The sequence below is a fragment of the Winogradskyella sp. HaHa_3_26 genome (assembly GCF_019278425.1).
In the GTDB taxonomy this organism is placed as follows: Bacteria; Bacteroidota; Bacteroidia; order Flavobacteriales; family Flavobacteriaceae; genus Winogradskyella; species Winogradskyella undariae.
Genome location: NZ_CP058981.1, coordinates 2197467 through 2221026, shown reverse-complemented (window position 1 = coordinate 2221026; position 23560 = coordinate 2197467). Strand labels below are relative to the sequence as shown.

The window sequence follows — 23560 nt, the reverse complement described above, 5'->3', positions numbered from 1 at the left end:
TTAATTTGAATAAGGAATTTTAACATTAACGCTTGTACCATTGCCTAATTTAGAAGTAAAAACAATATGACCTTGAATATCATCTACTCTAGAATTCATGTTTTTTAACCCAATTCCCTTCTTGCTTTTTAAAATATCAAAACCTTCACCATCGTCAATAATGTTAAGGCAAATTAAGTTTTTTTCCAGTAAAATACTAATTTGAATATGTTTTGCTTTAGCATGTTTATAAATATTCTGCATAGACTCTTGAATGATTCTATATATATTTATTTTGATTTTATTTGATACTAAATCCCAACTTATATCATCGGTATAATCAAATTCAGATTCTAGACCATATGCCGTAGATTGCACTTCTATAAGTTCTGAAACAATATCTATAAAACTAGAACCAGAAATAAAATCGATATTTAATTCATGAGAGATTTTACGAATATCTTGCTCTACAACTTGAAGTTGACTTATATATTTTGATCTAGATAACATAGCCTCTTTACCCTCTTTAAAGTTGATACTATCTAAGCTTAACCTCACACCAAAAAGTCGACCCAAAACACCATCGTGTAATTCTTTAGAGATTCTTAATTTTTCTTTAGCTCTAGCTTCATCAACTTTATCTTGCTGACCAAGCATTAAATTATAGATGTCTTCGTTTGCCGTCTGTTGAATTTGCATCAGCTCTAACTTTCTATTTTTTGCACGTTGAGAAATAACAATATAAACCAAGACAGCTGTTAGTAATATACCTACTGACAAGATCAGTAAATAAAGGTTTTCTTTTGATATTTGTTTGTTTTCGGCTTCGATTTGTTCTGTATCAAATTTTATTCTCGCAAATTTATTTCTAACTTTTCTATCTTCTGATCTAAGACTATCTGAGAGTTGGATATGTTCTAATAACAATGCTCTTGCCTTATAACCATCAACAGCCTTAGACATATTAAGTAAAGCCTGTAACCTAGTTTGATTTGAGCCCACTTTTCTTGCCATATTTAAAGCATTCTCACTGTATTTCACAACCGAATCGTTATACTGATTTTTCAAGTAAAACTCAGACAGGTCTAATGATAAGTGCATTAAAGTAATTTCATCATCTAAACTTTCTACAATTTCATAAGCCTCTTTGTAATCACTTTCAAGATCCTCAAAATCATACTTATCGGATTCAAATTTAGTTTTTATTATATTACTAAGAAGAACCGCATAAAACGTAGGATCTTCGTCTTCGTATTTTAATTTTAAAGGCAAGAGACTCTCGTATAAATCAATAGCCTCTTTATATTTTCCTATTTTACGATAAACATTTGCTTTGTTATTGATAGAATATATTTCATTAATAAATCCATTTTGCATCACTTTTGCATACTTAATCGATTCATCATAATACTCTATAGCTTTATTATAGTTTTCTAACTCATTAGAGTTCATAGCCAATAAGTTATAGAGACTCCAGTACATATCTAAGCGATATTCTGTTTTTGGTAATCTATTTAAAATTGAAAGTGCTTTTACAGCATCATCTTCAGCAGCGGTATAAATTTTTGCCATTTGCTGAAGGTCTGCCGAATAAAAGAGCGCATTTGCTTTTTTTTCTGAGACCTCTTTACTGCTATAAAATTTTAGTGCTCTAGAATAAAAAAAATAGGAACTATCGTTCTGTTGTGTATATCTATAGTACGACCCAAGATTAGAACCAGCCACTGTTACAGCTGAAGAATCATTAATTTTTTTCGCTAAATCTAAATTAGCTCTGTTTAAACTTACATATTTATCATATTCTTGTAAATAAAAATATTGGGTAGATAAACTCCTGTTTGCTTTTAAGACCATAGAGTCTATTTTAGCCTTCTTCGCTAGTTCAGATGCAGTACTCGCATATTTAAATCGTTCACCTAATGAATATGTATCGTCCTTAGATTTCAATATTAACGCATTCACCGAATCTACGACTTTACTTTGAGCATAAATGACATCAGTTGCAATCTGAATAATAAAAAATATAAAGAATATATGCTTCAACAAAGTTTAATGATTTGCATCAAAAATAGACTAAAATTAGAAATTACATAAAAATTAAAGCCCTCATAGTTATATGAGAGCTTATATTCAGTATTTGAAGAACAATATAATATTATCCTTGTGTTTGTAATTTCAATTTCTTTTTGTCAATAGCTAGTAAATCATTTGGACTATATTCTTTGTAAGTTGGTGCATCACTGCTTTTTTCAACACGGTCTGTTTTTACAACAGAAACTGTTAATAATAAAACTGCAACTAGAGATAAAGTAATTTTTAGGGTTTTCATAAAATATTTATTTAGGGTTAAAATTAGTCAATATCAAAATAGGTAAAGCTTACGCGATACACTGAGGGAGGGAAATGGATAATTAACTATTTTAGGGGTTACCCTAAAATGATACTAAAAATAAAACGAGGGATATTTTTAAAACATTAATTACATGCTTAAAGCACAATGATTAAATTGATCTTATTAAGCGTTACACAACACTCATAAGAAGTACAAATATATTATTTAAAATGAATTAAACAAACAAAAGCACGACAAAGAGAAACTTTTTACCGATAAAAAGAAAAAATACAGTTAATAACTCAGTTAACAACTTTAAAACACCGTTTGATTTTAGATAAATATAATTATAGTATCAGTAATAATAAACAAAAAAAAAGCTACGATTTCTCGTAGCTTAAATTTTCAATGATTAATAGCATTTATAAGACCTTATCTTTTTAAAAAAGTCACATTATTTTTTATTAAAAACTCCATAATAATAAAGCACTAACCCTATTGATTGTTCACTTCTTCAATATTTTCAAAAAATCGAACATCAAGACCGCTAAAACGATTAGAAAACAAATAACGAGTAAACATTATTGAACTACATGAAGACATAGATATTGAGTTATATTCTCCAAATACTATCATCCTCTCTAAAATTTAGCTTTAAGCTCTTAAATTACCCCAATAAACCTTAGAGACGTAATTTTTGATATTTAAATTAGGCAAGCAACAAAAGTCTTAGAAAGAAAATAAAGCAATACTCTTTACAGGATACCGTTTTTTAGAACAAAAAGGCTTAAAAACAAAAAAGCATCCCGATCTTCTTATTCAGAAAAAAGGAAAGCCTTTCATCGGTAAGTTCCTAAACCTAGTTAGGACTCTTACAACTACTCTAGGATATCTCCTAGAACAACACAACATCTTTATAGTCGCCAAAAAAAAGCCTCAATTTCTTGAAGCTTTAGATTTGCAATTTTAGCGGTCTGGACGGGACTCGAACCCGCGACCTTCGCCGTGACAGGGCGACATTCTAACCAGCTGAACTACCAGACCGTTGCGTTATTGCGAGTGCAAATATACAACCCTTTTTCAAACCCACAAGAAAAAAATGAAAAAACTTTAAATAAATTTTTGTCGCTCTATCATATAGGTCGTCAAAACACTATCAAAACCCGCATTAACATTAGCTTCTACGTACTTAATTCTGTATTGACCACATTTTATTTTCAAATCTGTAAAATATTTATTTACAGCCTTTTCATAGCTGTTTTTTATGTTATCTGCATATAAATTAATATAATCTCCTGTCTCAACATCAATAAAACGCTTAGGTCTATTATCAAAATCAAAATAAAGTTCTTTTTCTTTATCAAAAACATGAAATAAAACAACTTCATGTTTATTATGCTTTAAATGCCGTAATGCTTCAAATAATTTTTCATCATCTTCTGACGTTTGAAACATATCTGTAAATACAAAAATTAAAGATCTACGGTGAATCTTTTCTGCTATCTGATGCAAGTATTGGTAAGTTTCTGTTGTTTTGGTATCCGTTTTAGAAATCACAGCTTCACTTAATTTATGCAATAACATCTGATGGTGACGCTCGCTCCCCTTTTCTGGAGAATAAAAATCATATTTATCACTATAAATACTTAAGCCTACAGCATCGCGCTGTTTTTTAAAAATATACATTAATGAAGCACTTGCTAAAGCCGAAAACGCCACTTTATTAAGATTACCTAGAGTTGTTCCTGCCGTTTCAGGATAATGCATAGAACTACTATTATCTAAAATAATATGGCAACGCAAATTAGTTTCCTCATCGTAACGTTTGGTATATAAACGATCTGTTTTCGCATAGAGTTTCCAATCTATATGTTTTGTACTTTCACCTTGATTGTAAATTTTGTGTTCAGCAAACTCTGCAGAAAATCCATGAAACGGACTTTTATGCATCCCTGCAATAAACCCCTCAACAACCTGTTTAGCTAAAAATTCTAGATTTTTAAATCCACCCGTTTTATTCAGTTCTTTTTGTAAATCCATAAGCTATTTTAACTTTCCGCACTAAGAGATTAAATAATTTTACAGTCTAAGGATCATCCTCTCCATTAAACTCAAGAAGTAAAAGACATAAAACGTGTACAAACTAAAAAAGGTTTGCCATTTAGGCAAACCTTTTTTAATATCTTTTAGAATACAAACTATAAAAGTGCGTCAATAGCATCTGAATAAGCATTCTTAGGAGCTACACCAACTTGGCGACCTACTACTTCTCCGTTTTGAAAAACTAATACTGTTGGTATGTTTCTTACACCATATTTCGCTGCAAATTCTTGGTTTGCATCAACGTCTACTTTACCAACAACAGCTTTACCTTCGTATTCTGTACTAATCTCATCAATGATTGGTCCAACCATACGACAAGGTCCACACCAAGCAGCCCAAAAATCAACTACCACAGGCTTATCACTCTTTAATACTGTTTCTTCAAAATTTGCATCTGTTATCTCTAATGCCATAATATTTATTTTTTAAATGTATTGTACTTATCTTTCTTTTTCCATGTTTATATGGAATTACAAAATTAGTCAAAATATTCCGCAAACCTTACAAAGCCTGTATATGTTTTGATTATAGCGATATAGAGGCGTTATATGCTTACTGTTTTGGGCGCATAAACCAGGCTGTCCGTTATATCTTTTTTGCATTTAATGACAAAAAAGGATGCCACTTCCATCCTTTGCGCAAATTTGGTATAACAATAAACCTTTTCCTTTAATATAAATAGGCCACAACTATTTAACTCACTATCATATCTCAATCTTAGACAAAAACTCTAGAATAAGTTTTGCTATCTCTCTCGTTTTTTCTTCAGCTGCAAAATGACCTGCATCTAATAAATGTAACTCAGCATTGGGTAAATCTTTTAAATAAGCCTTCGCTCCATTAGCATTAAATTTCAAATCCTTTTTACCCCAAGTAATTAATGTTTTGGGTTGATTGTCTCTCAACATCTTTTGCCATTTAGGGTATCTAATCAAATTGGTGTTGTAATCTTTAAATAGCTGCACTTGGATTTCTCTGTCTTTTTGAGATTTTAGAAATGCTAAATCGTGTGTCCAAGCATCCGGACTTTGAATATTGATATTTGTAGTGTCTAAATCAAATAAATACTGCTTATTTATTATGGCATCTTCGCCTGTTAAGCTATATAAAAAATTATGCTTAGTTTGAGACGTATCTATTTGTGCGGTTATAAAAAAATCTTGTCGTTTAGGCGTTAAACCTTCCAAATAAGCATTGGCGTTCTGAACAATTAAAGCTTCTATTCGTTTTGGATTTTTCATCATCATTCGATATCCTACAGGAGCACCAAAATCTTGCATGTACATCACATAGTTTTCAATTTGAAGTGTATCGATAAGCTTTTCTGTATAAGTTGCCAACAAATCAAACGTATACGTTGTAGTTTCAGGATCTAAATGTGTGCTATAACCCGAGCCTAAATTATCTGGAGCAATAACATGGTAATGCGTCGCCAACATAGGAATTAGGTTTCTATATGAATGTGAAGACGATGGGTAACCATGTAGCAATACAATCGTTGGCTTACTTTTATCTCCTGCTTCTCTATAAAACAGTTTTACACTATCTATTACTGCATAATTATACGTTGTAGCTGGCGGTAAAAAAAACTGTTTTTCATTCTTTTCAGTTGTATCCTGACAACCAAATAAAGAGGCTATAATAATTAATGTTAGTGCAAATTGTTTCATTCGGTATGTCTATTTATTCAGGTTTCTCATGAAAACTCGCATGTTTTCAATAATAGCGTCACCATCTTCTTCTAAAGCAAAATGACCGGTATCGTAAATGTTGTAATCTATGTTTTTTACGTCTTTTTTAAACGCTTCGGCACCACTTTCAGGAAAAAAGGCATCATTTTTACCCCAAACGACTAATAATGGTGGTTGATAGTCTCTTAAATATTGTTGCCATTTTGGATATAGTTTTACATTATTCTGATAATCATAAAACAAATCTAAATTTACGGCATGTGCATTTGGTCTAGACAATCTTAAGAAATCTAAATTATAAGTATCCGGATCTACAGTTTCTATATCTCTAACACCATGTGTGTATTGCCATTTTAAACCTTCTAATGAAAAAGCAGGTAATAACGCATCTTCGGTTTCTTTAGTTCTATTTTTCCAAAGTGCTCTTATTCCAGACCAAGCTTCACCTAAACCTTCTTCATAAGCATTTCCGTTTTGGTTTATGATTGCTGTAATTCTTTCAGGATGAGCTGTTGCTAATCTAAAACCAATAGGAGCACCATAATCTTGAATCATTATCGCATAAGAATTAATCCCTTTTTGTTCTAAAAATGTATCAATAGTAACTGCAATATTATCAAATGTATAGGTAAACGTTTCCGCATCTGGAAAATCACTATTACCAAAACCAGGATAATCAGGTGCAATTAAATGAAACTCGTTAGAGAGTTGTGCTAACACTTTTCGGTATTGATACGATGATGCCGGAAAACCATGTAGTAAAACGATGGTTGGATTTTTAGGATTACCAGCTTCTCTATAAGCTATGTTTATTTCGTTTACAGCTAATGTTTTATATTTTAAAGTTGATTTTTGATTTTCACTAATCGCCAGTGAAGTGTTAGAACCTTTTTTCGTTTCTGATATTACCTGCTCTTTACAAGAGCTAAAAAGCAAAACGATACTTAAGGTTAGGACTACGTATTTCATAATTTAAATTTAAATCTCAAATTAATTTGAGAAAAGTTGAAAAGTCATAACCTGCATTCAAACAGCTTATGACTTATTTCTTTGTGTTTTTTAGTTTCTACCAGCCATAACACCACCATCGGTATCCCAAATAGCACCTGTTACCCAAGCAGCTTTATCTGATAATAAGAAGACGATACTATTGGCAATATCTTCCGATTCTCCAAAACGACCTATGGGATGAAAATCATTAAAGCCAACCAATGCTTCTTTCGCAGCTTCTTCACCACCAAAAACACCATGATACACAGGCGTATTTACTAATGCTGGCGATACGGCATTTACACGAATGTTATCGTCTGCTAATTCCATTGCTAAATGTTGAGTTAACGAATGTAAACCGGCTTTTTGCATAGAATAAGCCGTAGAAGGAGTTGCTTTTACCGCTTGTTTTGCCCACATAGAGCCCACATTTACGATAGAGCCACCTTGAGTCGCTTTCATTTTTTTAGCAGCACTTTGTGTGATAAAAAAGAAGCCTCTGTTTAAATCTAAATACGAATTATAGTCTTCCATAGTATGATCTAAAAATGGTTTGGGGCCAAAAATCCCTGAAGCATTTACTAAATAATCTAAGTTATCTAAACCATCAATTTTAGCTATTAAAGCATCAACTTCTGTGGTGTTAGATATGTTTGCTGTGTGTTTAATTAAGTTTGTTGCATCGGCAATTTTATCTATGTTTCTTCCTACAACATGTACGGTTGCACCGCCTTCTAACAACGCATTTGTTGTTGCGTTACCAATACCACTTGTTCCGCCAATGACTAAGGCTACTTTGTTTGCAAATTCTTTCATTTTATTTTTTATTTAAGTATTAATTAATTCCAATTTGGTTTTTTCTCTATTAAGTACCCGTCAGAAACAGTGCTTCCTTCGAGTGAATTTTCTTTGGCTTGTATTACAATAAAAGAGAAAAGTGAATCCGAGTTATTTCTGATTGCTCTTTCTGTATCTGTTGCAACTCTTACAACCGTTCCTTCTTTTAGATCTACATAATTATCATTGAGAAGTAATTGTCCTTTTCCTTTAACGGCGATATAGATTTCTTCGTTCTCTTTGTGTTTATGAAGTAGAGGAATTGCCGTATTCGATGCCATTGTATTAAACGATATTTCTGAGCTGGTTAATCCGAGCTCATCTTTTACAAACTTTTTTCCATCTAATTTAAAATCGGGACTTGGCTGAAATACATTTTTAGTCAAATTTGAGAATTCCCCTAATTCTAGTTTTGAGTAATCGCTTGATGTGTTATTTTCTTTCATAAATAATCTTTATTTAAAGACAGACAGGTCTGTCTTTATTTGTTTAAATTTTTTTAAGTTATTATTTTTTCACATAAATTTTTAGACTCAAGAATAGGCCAATCTTCTTGATGTAAGTAGCTTTCGCCTACAGCACTTTCGTATAGTAAATAGATTTGTCTTGCTAGTGAACTGACTTGCGCGCTTTTTATATGTTCTAGATTATTTGTAATGAGTTTGGTGATAAGTGCAATGAATTCGTTTTTTTGAGACTGAATTTCATGTCTAATAATGGCATTATCTTTTGGTATTTCTGAAACCGTTTTTATACACCAACACCCATTAAAATCTTTATCTTGATAAAATAATTGAAGGAAATCGAATATGGCTAGGATCTGATCTGTCCCTTTTGGTTTTGATGTGGTGAACTTTTCAAAATTTTCAATAAAATTGATATTCTTGTATTGAAGATAGGCCAAACAAATCTCTTCTTTAGATTTAAAATGACTGTAAAGCGTAGCCTTAGCAATGCCTGCTTCAGCTATTATTTGGTTTATACCCGTAGAATTATACCCGTTTTTATAAAATAAAAAAGAGGCTGTCTCCGTAATTCTATTTTTTACTTCACTATGTTTCATACTGCAAATATATAATAAAATATTAAAAACAGACAAGTCTGTCTGTTTTTAATATAAAATCAAGAATACTTAAGTTACAACTCGTGTTTATATATTATAATTAATAAGGCTAATTATCTAAGAGGTATTTAATTCAATTTATACTTCAAATCATGATCTCTAAGAGATTTTAATAACTCTTGAGAAATATTCACTTTATTTTTTCGGCTTGGCATTTGTACTTTGATCTTTTCGGCATTATCGTAAATCAAAAAACTTAAAGGTTTTGTGCCTTCATGTAACATAATTAAATCATGTAAAACATTAACTGTTTCGCTATCTAATTCTTTAATATTAAGCTGAATTGATAGTTTCTTTGCATAAGCATCCATGACATCATGTAACAACTGAAAACTATTAAACTGAATTCTAGGATCACCTTTTTTACCTGTATCTCTATTCACCCAACCTTCACGAACAAAAGCTCTTACATAAACAAAAGAATTTATAACAAAAAAGTGTCTGAATTTTAGGTAATCTTCTCCGAAAATTCTAAACTCGAAACTATCGGTGTAATCTTCAATTGTAAAAATAGCCCAACCTTTTCCTTGTTTACTTACACGATGTTGCACATCGGTAACCACACCCCCAAAGGTAATTTCACTATTTACAACGCTTTCTAAATTATTAAAATGAGCAACGACACCGTTACAAAACGATTTCATTTCAATTGAAAAATCATCGAGCGGATGACCAGAAATATAAATACCAACTACCTCTCTTTCTCGTGATAATTTCTCCATCGTTCCCCAATCTTCACATGGCGGCACTAAAGGTTCGGCAATTTGAACATCACTAGCCGCACCAAATAAACTCACTTGAGCAGAATTTTCATTTTCTTGATGTTTGGCACCATATTTAACAGCTTTCTCTAAAAAACTAATACCATCACCAACATCTGCAAAATATTGTGCTCTGTGAGTATTTGTCCAACAATCAAATCCTCCTGCATTTGCTAAGCCTTCAAAGGCTCTTTTATTGGCCGCACGTAAATCTATACGTTTTGCGAAATCGAAAATAGACTTATAATGACCTCCTTCTTTTCTGTTTTCTACAATCGTTTTAACCGCACCATGACCAACACCTTTTATAGCTCCCATTCCGAAACGCACAGCATTATCTTGGTTTACTGAAAACTTGTAAAAACTCTCATTTACATCTGGCCCTAAAACAGGTAATCGCATCCGTTTACACTCTTCCATAAAGAAGGTTACGGACTTAATATCATTCATGTTATTAGACAATACCGCAGCCATATATTCTGCTGGGTAATGTGCTTTTAAATAAGCAGTTTGGTAAGCAATCCAAGCATAACACGTTGAGTGAGACTTATTAAAGGCGTAACTTGCAAAGGCTTCCCAATCCTTCCAAATTTTTTCGAGTTTAGTTTTATCTAAACCTTTAGCTCCAGCTTGCTCAATAAATTTTGGTTTCATCTTATCCAAAACCGCAATCTGCTTTTTACCCATCGCTTTTCTCAAAACATCGGCTTCACCTTTTGTAAAATCGGCCAATTTTTGTGAAAGTAACATTACTTGCTCTTGATAAACTGTAATTCCGTAAGTCTCCTTAAGGTATTCTTCCATTTCTGGTAAATCGTAAACAATCTCTTCATCACCATGTTTACGCGCAATAAAACTTGGTATATACTCCATTGGACCCGGACGATACAAGGCGTTCATGGCAATTAAATCATCAAAAACCGTAGGCTTAAGATTCTTCATGTGCTTCTGCATCCCTGGTGATTCATACTGAAACACTCCAACTGTTTCTCCACGTTGGAATAACTCATACGTTGGCACATCATCTAATGGAAAATTCTCTGGATCTAGAGTAATATCATGTTTTGCCTTTACAAGTTTTACTGTGTCTTTAATTAACGTTAAGGTTTTTAATCCCAAGAAATCCATCTTCAATAACCCAGCACTTTCCACAACAGAGTTATCAAATTGTGTGACATACAAATCAGAATCCTTTGCTAATGCAACTGGTACGTAATTGGTAATATCCCCTGGTGTTATAATTACACCACAAGCGTGAATCCCTGTATTACGAACCGAACCTTCTAATATTCTAGCCTGGTTTAAGGTTTCGGCTTGTAAATCGTCACCATCAGAGATATTAAGTAATTCATTAATTTTCTCTAAATCCTCAGCTCTAAATTTACTTGCAAGTTCTTTTTCTGAAAGTCCAAAAATCTTACCTAGCTTAGACATTAAAGGAATCAACTTTGCAAGGTGATCCGCTTCATTTAATGGTAAATCTAATACTCTGGCTGTATCTCTAATTGAAGATTTTGCCGCCATTGTACCATAAGTAATAATCTGAGCTACCTGGTTAGCACCGTATTTTTCGATTACATAATCCATAACACGACTTCGACCTTCATCATCAAAATCAATATCAATATCGGGCATACTTACACGATCTGGATTTAAGAAACGCTCAAAAAGTAAATCGTACTTAATAGGGTCAATATTTGTAATCCATAAACAATAAGCAACCACAGATCCTGCTGCAGATCCACGACCAGGACCAACAGAAACATCCATTTTTCTGGCTTCGCGAATAAAATCTTCAACAATTAAGAAATACCCTGGATAACCTGTTTTCTCAATAACGCTCAGCTCAAAATCAAGACGTTCTTTAACTTCTGGAGTAATTTCACCGTAACGGATTTCAGCCCCCTTAAATGTTAGATGTTTTAGAAAAGCATTCTCTCCTCTCTTACCATTATCAACCTCATCTTCTTCAAATTTAAATTCATCAGGAATATCAAAGGCAGGTAATAATACATCTCTAGCTAACTCATAAGGCTCAATTTTATCTAAGACTTCTTGAATATTTACAATAGCTTCAGGAACATCTTTAAATAAAGCCTTCATTTCTGAAGTAGATTTAAAGTAATACTCCTGATTAGGCAAACCGTAACGATAACCACGACCACGACCTATTGGTGTCGCTTGCTTTTCTCCATCTTTAACACATAGCAAAATATCGTGAGCATTTGCATTTTCTTGATCTACATAATAGGTGTTATTTGTTGCAACTAGCTTAACATCGTGCTTCTTTGCAAACTGAATTAACACAGGATTTACACGATTTTCATCTTCCTGATTATGACGCATTAACTCTAAATACAAATCATCACCAAAAGTATCTTTCCACCATAACAAAGCTTCTTCTGCTTGGTTCTCACCAACATTTAAAACTTTACTTGGCACTTCTCCATAAAGGTTACCTGTTAAGCAAATAAGATCTCCTTTATATTGTTCAATTAATTTTTTATCAATTCTAGGCACATAATAAAATCCATCTGTAAAAGCGGCAGATGATAATTTAGCCAAATTATGATACCCTACTTTATTTTTAGCCATCAATACTATTTGATAACCATTATCTTTTCGGGTTTTCTCTTTATGATCTTCACAGACAAAAAATTCGCAACCAATAATAGGTTTTATAATTTTACCTTTCTTTTCTAATCCAGCTTCTTCTGCTGCTTTATGTTGCGCTTTTACACCTTTATTATGACTAGAAACCGCAGTTACAAAGTGAAATGCCCCCATCATATTTCCATGATCGGTTAATGCAACACCAGGCATACCTTGTTTGGCAGCTGCAGCAACTAAATCCTTAATACTGATGGTAGATTGAAGAATAGAATACTGTGAATGGTTATGCAAATGCATAAACTCCGCATCTTCTATTTGAGACGCTGCCTCTTTATCAATTGTAGTTGTCGTAGAAGCTGCTTGCTCTTTTTGTAAACGCGCATTAATCTTAGCACTTTCACGTTTTAGATTAATATGTTTAAGACCTATAAGCTGAATTTCAGCAGGATTTACTTCTGTAAAATTCTGAAAATAATCGGGCTGAACATCTAATTGCTCTACTGTATATTGTTCCTTTCTAATTAACTCGAAAAAACAACGTGTTGTTGCCTCAACATCGGCCGTTGCGTTGTGTGCCTCACCAAATGGCTTATTGAATAAAAACTGGTGTAATTCCGTTAATGTTGGTAATTTAAATTTACCATAGCGTCCACCAGGAATCTGACACAAACTCGCTGTTTGCTCCGTACAAGTATCTAAAACAGGTAATTCTTGAAGTTGATTTGCAAGATCTTCTCTTACAAATTCTGCTCCCATAATATTTAAATCGAACTTAACATTCTGTCCGACTACAAACTTGGTTTTTGAAAGTGCAATATTAAATTTCTCTAAAACTTCAGATAATGGAATACCTTGCTCTTCTGCTAATCCTGTAGAAATACCGTGAATTTTTTCAGCATCATAAGGAATATTGAAACCCTCAGGTTTTACTAAATAATCTTGATGCTCAATACAGTTTCCCATAGCATCATGCAATTGCCAAGCAATCTGAATACACCTTGGCCAATTATCCGTATCCGTAATTGGTGCATCCCAACGTTTTGGTAATCCTGTGGTTTCAGTATCAAATATTAAGTACATATTGCTGTTGAGTTGTTTTATTATTGAATTGTTTCTCTTGCAATCCTTCCTATCTAGTGTAGAACGCAAAGATAAACACTGTAATATAATTGTTTTGAATTCAAATTGTTTTACAATGAGACGCTAAGTGTAACGAAAATCATTATAAACATCGACTGAACAGTCTTTTACCTTCACACGAAGCAGCAAATAACACAATCAAAATCACCAAAATAATTAGCGTATAAAATTACATAGAATTTGAATTCATTTGAAAAGAAAACCTAAAGAGTTTTTAACACATAAAAAAAGCGTCAATCCTAAAGGAATGACGCTTTTAATATAAAATATTTTTATGTTATGCTTGTAAATAATCTGGAATACCATCGTTATCGGTATCTACTGCATCATCAGGATTACCATCTCCATTTGGATCCGAACTTTCGTTTATCGTTAAAATTAAATCTCCATCATCATCTGCATCTAAATAATCAAAATCACCATCGCCATCAGTATCTATAGGGTTTCCATCTGCATCTTTTGCTTCAAAAATGGTTAAAACACCATCTCCATCATCATCATCGTCTAAATAATTAGGAATACCATCTCCGTCCGTATCATCATCATCTAAATTACCATCGGTATCTCCATTAAAATTCTCAAAAACATTAGGAACGCCATCAACATCATTATCACTACAATCTAAACCATCTATTAGCAGTTGAAGACTTCCATCGTTATCACCACAAATATCAATTTGCTGTTGTAAATAAAATGCATACTGTGTACATTTTTCAATATAATTACCAATAGTTGCAGTGCTATATTGCAATTCTGCTTCAACTACATTTTCCATGGCCATTTCACAAGAAATCTCACAATCTCCAAAAGATTCAATGAATTCAAGAGATTCAATTAATTCTTGTAAAGTCCCATCTGGATCTCCACAAATTGCAAATTGCAGTGTCAAAGCTTCTGAATACGCATTACAAGCAGCAGCAAAAACATCACTATTTATAAAACCTAAATCATCTTCTACAGATGCAGCTTCATAAGCTAAAAATGCAGTTTGCACTGACATCTCTACATCAGTACATGTTATAGGATCTGTTGGTAATGTCCCAGAAATCAATGGAACTTTATAAAAAATACCATTTGTAAATCCAACCGAATTCATTCCTGAAGCATCAAAAGCTAAAAACCTATAAGTTCCTGTAAAGGTTTTATTAACGACATCTATTTCTTCAATAATAATTTTCCCTAGCTCAGGATAAACTGAAACACTTTCATCAGGAGTATTCGTTGTCGAAAATTCAGTTCCGAAACCATCAGTATATTTAGCTTCTACAACATCAATTTCACCAACATTAAATTCAGATTCAATTACAGAAGGCACTATAAGTTCAACCGTTTCATAATTGCTTGTTCCGGTAATGGTTAAATACCCATTTGCTTCAACACTTGCAGAAAATGCTTTAGCTCTCCAAAGTGCATTTTCACGATCTCCTTGAAAAGCGGGAGTATTAAACTTTACTTCATCACCACAGCTGAATGCGGTAAAAAAAACAAGAGATAGGAGGATTAGTTTTTTCATCATTTAATAAAGAATAGTTAACCTTTGCTTCAAATATAATGAAACAAGAGTCCCAAAAGTATAATAATTTTTCAGAAAGTAGCAAACTCGACATTTTCTTTTAGCAAAAATGTATTATCTAATTGAAAATTAAAAAATTATATTATATTTGTCGCCTCATTAATAACAGAGGTCGAGAACCTCATTAATTAATTATTATGCCTGTAAAAATTAGATTACAAAGACACGGTAAAAAAGGAAAACCTTATTACTGGATCGTAGCAGCGGATTCTCGCTCTAAAAGAGATGGTAAATACCTAGAAAAATTAGGTGCTTACAATCCAAACACAAATCCTGCAACTATTGAATTAAATGTTGACGGAGCTGTACAATGGTTACAAAACGGAGCACAACCAACTGACACTGCAAAAGCAATTTTATCTTATAAAGGTGCTATGCTAAAAAATCATTTAGCTGGTGGTGTAAGAAAAGGAGCTTTAACTGAAGAGCAAGCTGAAGAAAAATTCAATGCTTGGGTAGAAGAAAAAGCAATTAAAGTACAAGCTAAATCTGACGGTTTATCTCAAGCAGATGCAGAAGCTAAGGCTAAAGCACATGCAGCAGAAAAAGCGGTAAATGAAGCACGTATCGCAGCAGCAACACCAGTTGTTGAAGAAGTAGCGACTGAAGAAACAGAAGCTTCTAGCGAAGAAGAATAAAAAATTATTTTTTATACTTTTGAACCCAGACTATTTTATGGTCTGGGTTTTTCATTTTATATAACCACAGAATAGTTTTACAAAATGATTCTCATTAAGATGAGAATCTATTAAACATTTAAAATTAGCATTAATAAGATTTCCGTTTTAACGGAAACCATAAATACGAGATTTATTTTGAAAAAAGAAGACTGTTTTTATTTAGGTAAAATTGTATCCAAATACAGTTTTAAAGGAGAACTTTTAATAAAATTAGATACTGACGAACCTGATTTATACGATAACCTTGATGCTATTTTTATAGATCTGAGAGGGAATTTAGTTCCTTTCTTTGCTGAATCTTCTCAATTACATAAATCTAATTTATTACGTATAAAGTTTGAAGATGTAGATACTGAAGAAGATGCTGATGCTTTAATTAAAACAGATTTATACTTACCCATGGACTTACTTCCAAAACTAGAGGGTAATAAATTTTATTTTCATGAAGTCATTGGTTTCGCTATTATAGATTCAAATTATGGTGATGTAGGAATTTTAAAAGGTATTAATGATTCTACAGCTCAAGCTTTATTTGAAATAGATAAAGACGGAATTGAAATTTTAATTCCAATGAATGATGAATTTATTGTTAAGGTTGATAGAAAAAACAAGACGATAGAGGTTAACACTCCAGAAGGGCTGATTGATTTATATCTTGAAGAATAATGAGCTCACTTCCTTTTAAATTTAAACAATTTACAGTTGCACAAGATAAATGTGCAATGAAAATAGGCACAGATGGCGTATTACTTGGCGCTTGGGCCTCTGTTGACAACAATCCATTTTCTGTTTTAGATATTGGATCTGGTACCGGAGTACTTTCTTTAATGATAGCACAACGTAGTTTTGCAGAAAATATAGAAGCTGTAGAAATCGATGATAATGCATACGAACAATGTTCTGAGAATTTTGAGAGCTCACCTTGGGCTGATCGCTTATTTTGCTATCATGCTTCATTATTAGAATTTGTTGAAGAAGTAGAAGATAAATTTGACCTTATTATATGTAATCCTCCATTTTACTCTGAAGATTATAAAACCACAGACAAATCAAGAGATTTAGCACGATTTAACGATGCCATGCCTTTTGAGCACCTTATTTATGCCGTGGTAAATTTACTTTCAGAAAATGGTATTTTTTCAGTTGTAATTCCACATAAAGAAGAATCAAACTTTGTGGGTTTAGCTCATAATGCAGGCCTATTTCCTCATAAAATTCTTCATGTAAAAGGGAACCCTGATTCGGATATTAAACGAAGTCTCATAGAGTTTCGTTTTAAAGAAGAAAAGACAGAAACAACAGAATTAATCATAGAAACTGCTCGCCATCAATACACTAAAGACTACATAAATCTTACCAAAGATTTTTATTTGAAAATGTAACATTGCCTTTGTAAGCTGAAAACGAATTCGTTACTTTTGTTTGGAACTAAATAAACAACTATAAAACTTGAGCAATAGCGACAGTATTTAACAAGTTTATAACAAACAGAATTCTCAGATGAAACCAGATTTATTCGAAGCACCAGATTATTATAACCTTGATGAGTTACTTACAGAAGAGCACAAATTAATACGTGATGCCGCAAGAGAATGGGTAAAACGTGATGTCTCTCCTATTATAGAAGAATATGCTCAAAAAGCAGAATTCCCAACACAGATTGTTAAAGGCCTTGCTGAAATTGGCGCTTTTGGACCTTACATCCCCGAAGAATATGGTGGAGCAGGATTAGACCAAATCTCTTATGGTTTAATAATGCAAGAAATTGAACGTGGAGATTCTGGCGTACGCAGTACAGCTTCGGTACAATCCTCTTTAGTAATGTATCCGATATGGAAATACGGTAACGAAGAACAACGCAATAAATACTTACCTAAATTAGCTTCTGGAGAATGGATTGGCTCTTTTGGATTAACCGAACCAGATCATGGCTCTAACCCAGGTGGTATGGTTACCAACTTTAAAGATATGGGCGATCATTATCTTTTAAATGGTGCAAAAATGTGGATTAGTAATTCGCCTTTTTGTAACATCGCTGTCGTTTGGGCAAAAGATGAAAGCGGACGTATTCACGGTTTAATCGTAGAGCGTGGCATGGAAGGTTTTTCTACACCAGAAACACATAACAAATGGTCACTTAGAGCATCTGCTACAGGTGAGCTTATTTTTGATAACGTAAAAGTGCCTAAAGAAAATTTACTACCAAACAAATCTGGATTAGGAGCACCATTAGGCTGCTTAGATTCGGCAAGGTTTGGTATTGCTTGGGGTGCAATTGGAGCTGCAATGGATTGTTACGACACTGCTTTACGCTATAGTAAACAACGTATGCAATTTGATAAACCAATCGGACAATTTCAACTGCAACAAAAGAAACTCGCAGAAATGATTACCGAAATTACCAAAGCACAATTATTAGCTTGGAGACTTGGTGTAATGCGAGAAAATGGTACAGCAACTTCAGCACAAATATCAATGGCAAAGCGTAATAATGTAGACATGGCATTAACTATAGCTAGAGATGCTAGGCAAATGTTAGGAGGCATGGGAATTAGTGGCGAATACAGCATAATGAGACATATGATGAACTTAGAAAGTGTTATAACTTATGAAGGCACACACGATATTCACTTACTAATTACGGGTCTAGATATTACAGGATTAAACGCTTTTAAATAATCATATATTAAGTTTTCATTTACCATAGGCCTTATTATTTATATAATAACTGACATTTGACATATTTTAAACTTCTTATGAAAGCTAAATTTGTTTTTAGACTAAAACGCATTACAAACACTAAATCAATAGATTAAACGATTATGGATGAGGTAAGAAATGAACTAATTCAATTTATTAATTTACAATTAGCTTCTATAGGGCAACCTGTTTTTAGAGATAATGAAAACAGTAAAGAGAAGTTTTGTGATCCTAAATTTGAAGCACTAACCAAAGGATTAATAACAAGTATTCAAGAAAAATCAAGACTTCTCGGTAGCCACCATAGTCCTGCTGATTCTAGAATTCAAAATTTTATTGATGATTATTTAAAAGACGTAAACATCGATAAAGCTTGCGTAATTCCAAACAACACATTAATTCTATCAAAAAAAGGCCAAGCAAGAGAAGCTAGTTTACCACCTGACGGAAATGAATTTAAGAGCGATTTAATCACTACAAACAGAATAAAACAAGGGATTTTAAACAATCCTTTAAATGATAAACGAACCACAAAAGGAACTTTTCATATTGTAGAAGGCCCATTACCGGTTCCATTAGACAAAAAAGAAGTTCCAAAAATTGTTTTTGCGCATTTCTTAAATGCAGCTTTTAACCCATCAGATGATTTAAATATTTTACCATTTACATCAACTCAAAAGAACAAAGCAAAAACTATGGTTTCAATGCTTTTAAGACCTATAGTTTCTCCAGAAGTAAAAGGTGTTATTACCGAAAAATCATTAGATGTTCGCTTTTTCGCACCTGGTAATTTAGTGAGTAATTTAGATTTTGTTGAGTCTATCTTCGGCAATGCAGGAGATCCAAATTTAGCACACAATGATGCTGCATTAGACACGCAACATTGGACAGGTCACACAGGCTGTGTCGTTCTTGCTCCGCAATTAAAGTCATTAAAGAAAAAGGATTTAGGTCTACCACATTTTGATGAAGCTACTGAGCGTCAAAAAAATGATGAGATGTGTTGGAAAGACGAAAACGAATTATACAACGAAGGAAGTCCATTTAAAATTACATGTAGAGACGACAAAGGTGTTGTAATTACTCTTATCGCTGATAATTATTTTGGCTATTCTAAAAAAGAAATTAAAACACAGATTAGTTACTCTGCAAATCTACTAGGCTTAGCTGAAGAAGAACATTCTGGCGGTGCAATTGCTTTTGCCAGAAGAGTTATGGGAAATTCTCTAAATGGCAAAGATTATACTGAATTTCAAGGTAATAAGCACAGTTTTGAGCTAGTAAAAGAACTATTAGGAGACAGAATTGAGGTTCAGCCAGAAAATTATGCCATCGACAAAAAATACCCTAACCTTATTTACATTCCGGAGTTTGCTTACATAGACACAAATACAAATAGCATAACTTGGGAATATAATAACCAAACACAAAAACTTATCTTATCACCATATAAAACTTACATACACCCGACAGGAAGTAAGTTTAATTTAGAAAAGCATAACGCTATTGATTTATGGCGAATCATAGATACTTTTGCAGAAGGCGTTTACTGTCATAAACCCTGTACGGTATCTGGAGGTGGTAAATCTGAAATCTCTAAATCAATGCAAAATGCAATTACTTATAGTGCATTTAACATTCATGATATTGATGAAGACTTCAAAAAAGCAGACGAAATCATTGAATTTAATTATTCTACACGTTGGAAAGTAAAGGATCCAAATCGTCCAAAGTCTAGACATTTTTTAAGTGATAAACGAACCTTAAGTTCTGCTGTAAAACTATTAACACCTTCATCTCACAATTCTAATGAATTTAATGAGTTTTTAGCAAACATCCCTGTTCATATCCGTTCTCTTGTACTCTTTGTAAAACGTTTATACAGACAGGCACATGGAGATATTAACTGGAAAGACACCATGTCTGTAGAAATTATTAATGGTGAAAACGGAACAAGTTTATTGTATAATAACACCCCTGTTGTAGGTAGTTATGTTCGTATTGGTTTTAATCAAAAAGGAAATTGGATGCTCAATAAATTGCGTTCGGACTTTTCTGCTTGTGAAAAAATACAAATGGAAGATGATATTACGGCATCAATTACTTTATCTAGAAATCAGCTTAATGACTTAAATCCTGAATTTGACAATAAAAGTTTAAAAATCACAGCCAATTGTGAGGCTCATTTATTTCAAAGACCAGACGAAGCTATTGTAAGAGGTTACGATAAAAATGCCGAATTAGATATTGTTACTAACGGACGTTTCTTAACCAATTATGAGTTATTAAAAAAGGCAGATGCAATTGCCATTTACGAAGACACTATTAACTTTGACAAATATACACAACCCGTTAAAGATTTTATTAAAAGCATTGTAAATAGTGATAAAGAAGAAGAGTTTTTTGTATTACCATCTCACACCAGAATTGTAAATGGAGAGCCTACAAAAAACCCACGTTATTTAGAGCCTTACAAAAATGTTACAGAAACAGAAGCTAGTTATCTTGCAGAAGTTGGTGTACGTTTAATAAGACGAATAAAATCTGAATCGCCTGTAATTAACGTTGTAAATGCCGTTTTACCAGGACGAAGAAATAATCCGGTAGATAAAGCTGCAGGGATACGCCCGTTAGCCGTTTATAATCCTATTCACTACCAAGAAGCTCCAGAATTATTTATGGATTTCATCTGTAGTTTAACAGGTAAATCTCCATCAACAACAGGTGCAGGATCTGAAGGTGCATTAACAAAAGCACCATTTAATATGCTAACGCCGACAACAGATTTAAACAATGCTTTATTATCTCATATTCTAACAGAATCTAATGGCTTTAGTACAGCTGCGGGTTATATCGGTGCAGAAAATAAAATAGACCACGATGTTAGTTTATTAATTCCTGAAATATGGGCACGTTTAGAACCAAAATATAGAGATCCAAAACATTTAATAGAGAATGGTTCTTTAGAGAAAATTGAAGATTTTGAATTTCAAGGTGAAAAAATTCTCGCTAGTCGTTTAGGTTACAGAATTACTAACATATTCTCTTTAAGATGTTTAAATCGTTTATTTGATGAACCAACAGCGGTCTTTAATGAACGTATGTTAAAACCAGAATTACAAGGTTTAGATGATTATGTAGATGGAATAAAAAATATTGTAGAAGCACAACAAAAAGTAGCTTTACGTTATTTTGAAGATGGAAGCATCAACGCAACCATACCACCTTTAAAGATATTGTTACACATCATGGCCTATGGAACTTATGAAGGTAAAGACATTAGCGATCCAGAATTACGTAAATACTTCACTAGAGATTACGTTATAAATAGTGATTGGTACAAAGAACGATTGATTTTAAAACAACAAAAAGATATTCGTTTCTATGAGTCACAAATCACTTATTTAGAAACATTTATTTCTAACCCTAACAACAGTAATATTGTTTTAGAAATGAATTTAAATGAACGTTTAAAAAATGTGAAAGTGAATTCTGAAAAAGTGAATTCCGATGCTTATTTAGAAAGTCTTTATGGCACAATTGGTACAGATCCGTTATATAAAAAATAGATTAAAAGACTTAAATATTATAATTATGAAATGCTTCTCCTAACCGAGAGGCATTTTTTATTTAAATTTACAGCATGTCATCAAAAACAAGATTAGATCGCGCTTATAAAAATGCCAAACGGTTAAAGTTTAACGACGCTTCTAAACTTATATTATTTAGTGATTGTCATCGCGGCGACAACAGTTTTGCTGATGATTTTGCTAACAATAGAAACATCTATTTTCATGCGTTGAGGCATTATTATCTTGAAGGATTTAGCTACTGTGAAATAGGAGATGGCGATGAACTTTGGGAAAATATATCGTTCGAGTCTATATTTAATGCTCATAAGAATGTATACATGCTTATGAAACAATTTCATGATCAAAACCGACTACATATGATATGGGGAAATCATGATATGGTTTATCGTGATCCGAAATATGTAGAAAAATATTTGTATTCATTTTTTGATCCAAAAACAGGAAAAGACGAAGATTTATTTTGTGATATTAAATATCATGAAGGTATCGTTTTAGAACATTCTGAAACCAATCAAGAATTATTTCTTACGCACGGACACCAAGCCGATTGGTGGAATTATACTTTTTGGAAATGGAGTCGTTTTTTAGTTCGTGTCCTTTGGAAACCTCTAAATGTTATGGGTATTGCCGACCCAACAACGCCTGCAAAAAACTATACAGAGCTTATAAAAATAGAAAAACGCACCAAACAATGGATCACAGATAACAATAACTTAATCACTATTGTTGGCCACACACACAGACCACGTTTTCCTGAACCAGGAGATATTGCTTATTTCAACGATGGTAGTTGCGTTCACCCAAGAAGTATTACCGGTTTAGAAATTGAAAATGGAATGATTTCATTAATTAAATGGCAGGTGATAACCTCTGAAGATGGTAACTTAAAAATTGACCGTTTTTTATTGGAAGGACCAACAAAGCTTGCTGATTATAGAACAGAATAAACTATTATACAATAAAAACCTCGAAGATTTAAAAAGTCTACGAGGCTTAAATTGTTCTTTATTGTAAAAAATATCCCTGCTATTATTGCAGGAATTTATTAAGATTCCGGAGCTAATTCAATCTCTAAACCTTCCATTTCTTGTGTCATTTGTATTTGACAACCTAAACGCGAGTTATCTTTAACATTAAATGCCTCAGAAAGCATTGCTTCTTCATCGTCTTGCATTTCGGGCAATTCTGTATCACTTAAAACATAGCATTGACAAGATGCACACATTGCCATACCACCACAAATTCCAATGGTTCCTTCTGGAGCTAACTCGTATGAACGAACTACTTCCATTAAATTCATTGCCATATCTGTTGGAGCTTCTATTTGATGCTTAACGCCTTCTCTATCGATAATTGTAATATTAATATCTTGTTCCATTAGTATTTCCTGTGAAACCAGGATTTTGTATTTGTTACTCTGAATCTCTCAGAGTGAGATTATTTAT

The 23560-nt window shown here is 32.8% G+C and carries 18 protein-coding genes and 1 tRNA gene; 6 read left to right on the top strand and 13 right to left on the bottom strand.

The features are described 5' to 3' along the window. From H0I32_RS09605 to H0I32_RS09550, 12 genes are all read right to left on the bottom strand, one after another. Positions 1–2025: a tetratricopeptide repeat-containing sensor histidine kinase gene (locus H0I32_RS09605; protein WP_179313523.1), complete on the bottom strand. Its 2025-nt coding sequence runs from the start codon at positions 2023–2025 to the stop codon at positions 1–3. A 109-nt stretch (positions 2026–2134) separates the two neighbouring features. After that, complete coding sequence (locus H0I32_RS09600) at positions 2135–2308, bottom strand: hypothetical protein (protein ID WP_173586278.1); 174 nt, start codon at positions 2306–2308, stop codon at positions 2135–2137. Between the two features lie 973 nt (positions 2309–3281). Continuing rightward, positions 3282–3355: transfer RNA gene (locus H0I32_RS09595), tRNA-Asp, on the bottom strand. 66 nt (positions 3356–3421) lie between these two features. Next, on the bottom strand, positions 3422–4351 hold the full coding sequence (locus H0I32_RS09590; RefSeq protein ID WP_179313524.1) for a DUF58 domain-containing protein: 930 nt from the start codon (positions 4349–4351) through the stop codon (positions 3422–3424). A 158-nt stretch (positions 4352–4509) separates the two neighbouring features. After that, positions 4510–4827, bottom strand: coding sequence for a thioredoxin (gene trxA, locus H0I32_RS09585; protein WP_173586276.1), 318 nt, complete (start codon positions 4825–4827; stop codon positions 4510–4512). 291 nt (positions 4828–5118) lie between these two features. After that, positions 5119–6084 (bottom strand): alpha/beta fold hydrolase, encoded by a 966-nt coding sequence (locus tag H0I32_RS09580; protein WP_179313525.1) that lies wholly within the window; start codon positions 6082–6084, stop codon positions 5119–5121. Positions 6085–6093: 9 nt separating this feature from the next. Then, positions 6094–7074: an alpha/beta fold hydrolase gene (locus tag H0I32_RS09575; RefSeq protein ID WP_179313526.1), complete on the bottom strand. Its 981-nt coding sequence runs from the start codon at positions 7072–7074 to the stop codon at positions 6094–6096. 90 nt (positions 7075–7164) lie between these two features. Further along, on the bottom strand, positions 7165–7911 hold the full coding sequence (locus H0I32_RS09570) for an SDR family NAD(P)-dependent oxidoreductase (RefSeq protein ID WP_173586273.1): 747 nt from the start codon (positions 7909–7911) through the stop codon (positions 7165–7167). A gap of 23 nt (positions 7912–7934) precedes the next feature. Then, on the bottom strand, positions 7935–8378 hold the full coding sequence (locus H0I32_RS09565) for a cupin domain-containing protein (protein ID WP_179313527.1): 444 nt from the start codon (positions 8376–8378) through the stop codon (positions 7935–7937). Positions 8379–8431: 53 nt separating this feature from the next. Beyond that, positions 8432–8995 carry a TetR/AcrR family transcriptional regulator gene (locus tag H0I32_RS09560; protein ID WP_173586271.1) on the bottom strand — a complete coding sequence of 188 codons (564 nt, stop codon included), beginning with the start codon at positions 8993–8995 and terminating at the stop codon, positions 8432–8434. A gap of 128 nt (positions 8996–9123) precedes the next feature. Further along, positions 9124–13509 carry a DNA polymerase III subunit alpha gene (gene dnaE, locus H0I32_RS09555; protein WP_179313528.1) on the bottom strand — a complete coding sequence of 1462 codons (4386 nt, stop codon included), beginning with the start codon at positions 13507–13509 and terminating at the stop codon, positions 9124–9126. Between the two features lie 337 nt (positions 13510–13846). Beyond that, positions 13847–15082, bottom strand: a complete 1236-nt coding sequence (locus H0I32_RS09550; protein ID WP_218747067.1) for a DUF6252 family protein — start codon at positions 15080–15082, stop codon at positions 13847–13849. A 197-nt stretch (positions 15083–15279) separates the two neighbouring features. Here H0I32_RS09550 and H0I32_RS09545 point away from each other — a divergent pair, with 197 nt between their 5' ends. From H0I32_RS09545 to H0I32_RS09520, 6 genes are all read left to right on the top strand, one after another. Next, a complete protein-coding gene (locus H0I32_RS09545) occupies positions 15280–15780 on the top strand; it encodes a 30S ribosomal protein S16 (protein ID WP_173586268.1) in 501 nt (166 codons plus the stop codon). Between the two features lie 177 nt (positions 15781–15957). Continuing rightward, entirely contained in the window at positions 15958–16488 is a 531-nt protein-coding gene (gene rimM, locus H0I32_RS09540) for a ribosome maturation factor RimM (protein ID WP_173586267.1), read from the top strand. Positions 16489–16544: 56 nt separating this feature from the next. Next, positions 16545–17204 carry a tRNA1(Val) (adenine(37)-N6)-methyltransferase gene (locus tag H0I32_RS09535; protein ID WP_246293598.1) on the top strand — a complete coding sequence of 220 codons (660 nt, stop codon included), beginning with the start codon at positions 16545–16547 and terminating at the stop codon, positions 17202–17204. A gap of 118 nt (positions 17205–17322) precedes the next feature. Continuing rightward, positions 17323–18501 carry an acyl-CoA dehydrogenase family protein gene (locus tag H0I32_RS09530; RefSeq protein ID WP_173586265.1) on the top strand — a complete coding sequence of 393 codons (1179 nt, stop codon included), beginning with the start codon at positions 17323–17325 and terminating at the stop codon, positions 18499–18501. A 143-nt stretch (positions 18502–18644) separates the two neighbouring features. Further along, on the top strand, positions 18645–22091 hold the full coding sequence (locus H0I32_RS09525; protein WP_179313531.1) for a hypothetical protein: 3447 nt from the start codon (positions 18645–18647) through the stop codon (positions 22089–22091). Between the two features lie 74 nt (positions 22092–22165). Further along, positions 22166–23062: a metallophosphoesterase family protein gene (locus H0I32_RS09520; RefSeq protein WP_179313532.1), complete on the top strand. Its 897-nt coding sequence runs from the start codon at positions 22166–22168 to the stop codon at positions 23060–23062. Positions 23063–23160: 98 nt separating this feature from the next. Here the strand turns inward: H0I32_RS09520 and H0I32_RS09515 are convergent, their stop codons facing one another. Beyond that, positions 23161–23493 carry a 2Fe-2S iron-sulfur cluster-binding protein gene (locus H0I32_RS09515; protein ID WP_179313533.1) on the bottom strand — a complete coding sequence of 111 codons (333 nt, stop codon included), beginning with the start codon at positions 23491–23493 and terminating at the stop codon, positions 23161–23163. Between the last annotated feature and the right edge of the window lie 67 nt (positions 23494–23560).

Bases quoted from the DNA above. Each gene is read 5' to 3' on its own strand.
- H0I32_RS09565 (WP_179313527.1), bottom strand. From the start codon at position 8,378: ATGAAAGAAAATAACACATCAAGCGATTACTCAAAACTAGAATTAGGG.
- H0I32_RS09600 (WP_173586278.1), bottom strand. From the start codon at position 2,308: ATGAAAACCCTAAAAATTACTTTATCTCTAGTTGCAGTTTTATTATTA.
- H0I32_RS09515 (WP_179313533.1), bottom strand. From the start codon at position 23,493: ATGGAACAAGATATTAATATTACAATTATCGATAGAGAAGGCGTTAAG.
- H0I32_RS09525 (WP_179313531.1), top strand. From the start codon at position 18,645: ATGGATGAGGTAAGAAATGAACTAATTCAATTTATTAATTTACAATTA.
- H0I32_RS09545 (WP_173586268.1), top strand. From the start codon at position 15,280: ATGCCTGTAAAAATTAGATTACAAAGACACGGTAAAAAAGGAAAACCT.
- H0I32_RS09530 (WP_173586265.1), top strand. From the start codon at position 17,323: ATGAAACCAGATTTATTCGAAGCACCAGATTATTATAACCTTGATGAG.
- H0I32_RS09560 (WP_173586271.1), bottom strand. From the start codon at position 8,995: ATGAAACATAGTGAAGTAAAAAATAGAATTACGGAGACAGCCTCTTTT.
- dnaE (WP_179313528.1), bottom strand. From the start codon at position 13,509: ATGTACTTAATATTTGATACTGAAACCACAGGATTACCAAAACGTTGG.
- H0I32_RS09575 (WP_179313526.1), bottom strand. From the start codon at position 7,074: ATGAAATACGTAGTCCTAACCTTAAGTATCGTTTTGCTTTTTAGCTCT.
- H0I32_RS09590 (WP_179313524.1), bottom strand. From the start codon at position 4,351: ATGGATTTACAAAAAGAACTGAATAAAACGGGTGGATTTAAAAATCTA.
- H0I32_RS09535 (WP_246293598.1), top strand. From the start codon at position 16,545: ATGAAAATAGGCACAGATGGCGTATTACTTGGCGCTTGGGCCTCTGTT.
- H0I32_RS09580 (WP_179313525.1), bottom strand. From the start codon at position 6,084: ATGAAACAATTTGCACTAACATTAATTATTATAGCCTCTTTATTTGGT.
- H0I32_RS09550 (WP_218747067.1), bottom strand. From the start codon at position 15,082: ATGAAAAAACTAATCCTCCTATCTCTTGTTTTTTTTACCGCATTCAGC.
- H0I32_RS09520 (WP_179313532.1), top strand. From the start codon at position 22,166: ATGTCATCAAAAACAAGATTAGATCGCGCTTATAAAAATGCCAAACGG.
- H0I32_RS09570 (WP_173586273.1), bottom strand. From the start codon at position 7,911: ATGAAAGAATTTGCAAACAAAGTAGCCTTAGTCATTGGCGGAACAAGT.
- trxA (WP_173586276.1), bottom strand. From the start codon at position 4,827: ATGGCATTAGAGATAACAGATGCAAATTTTGAAGAAACAGTATTAAAG.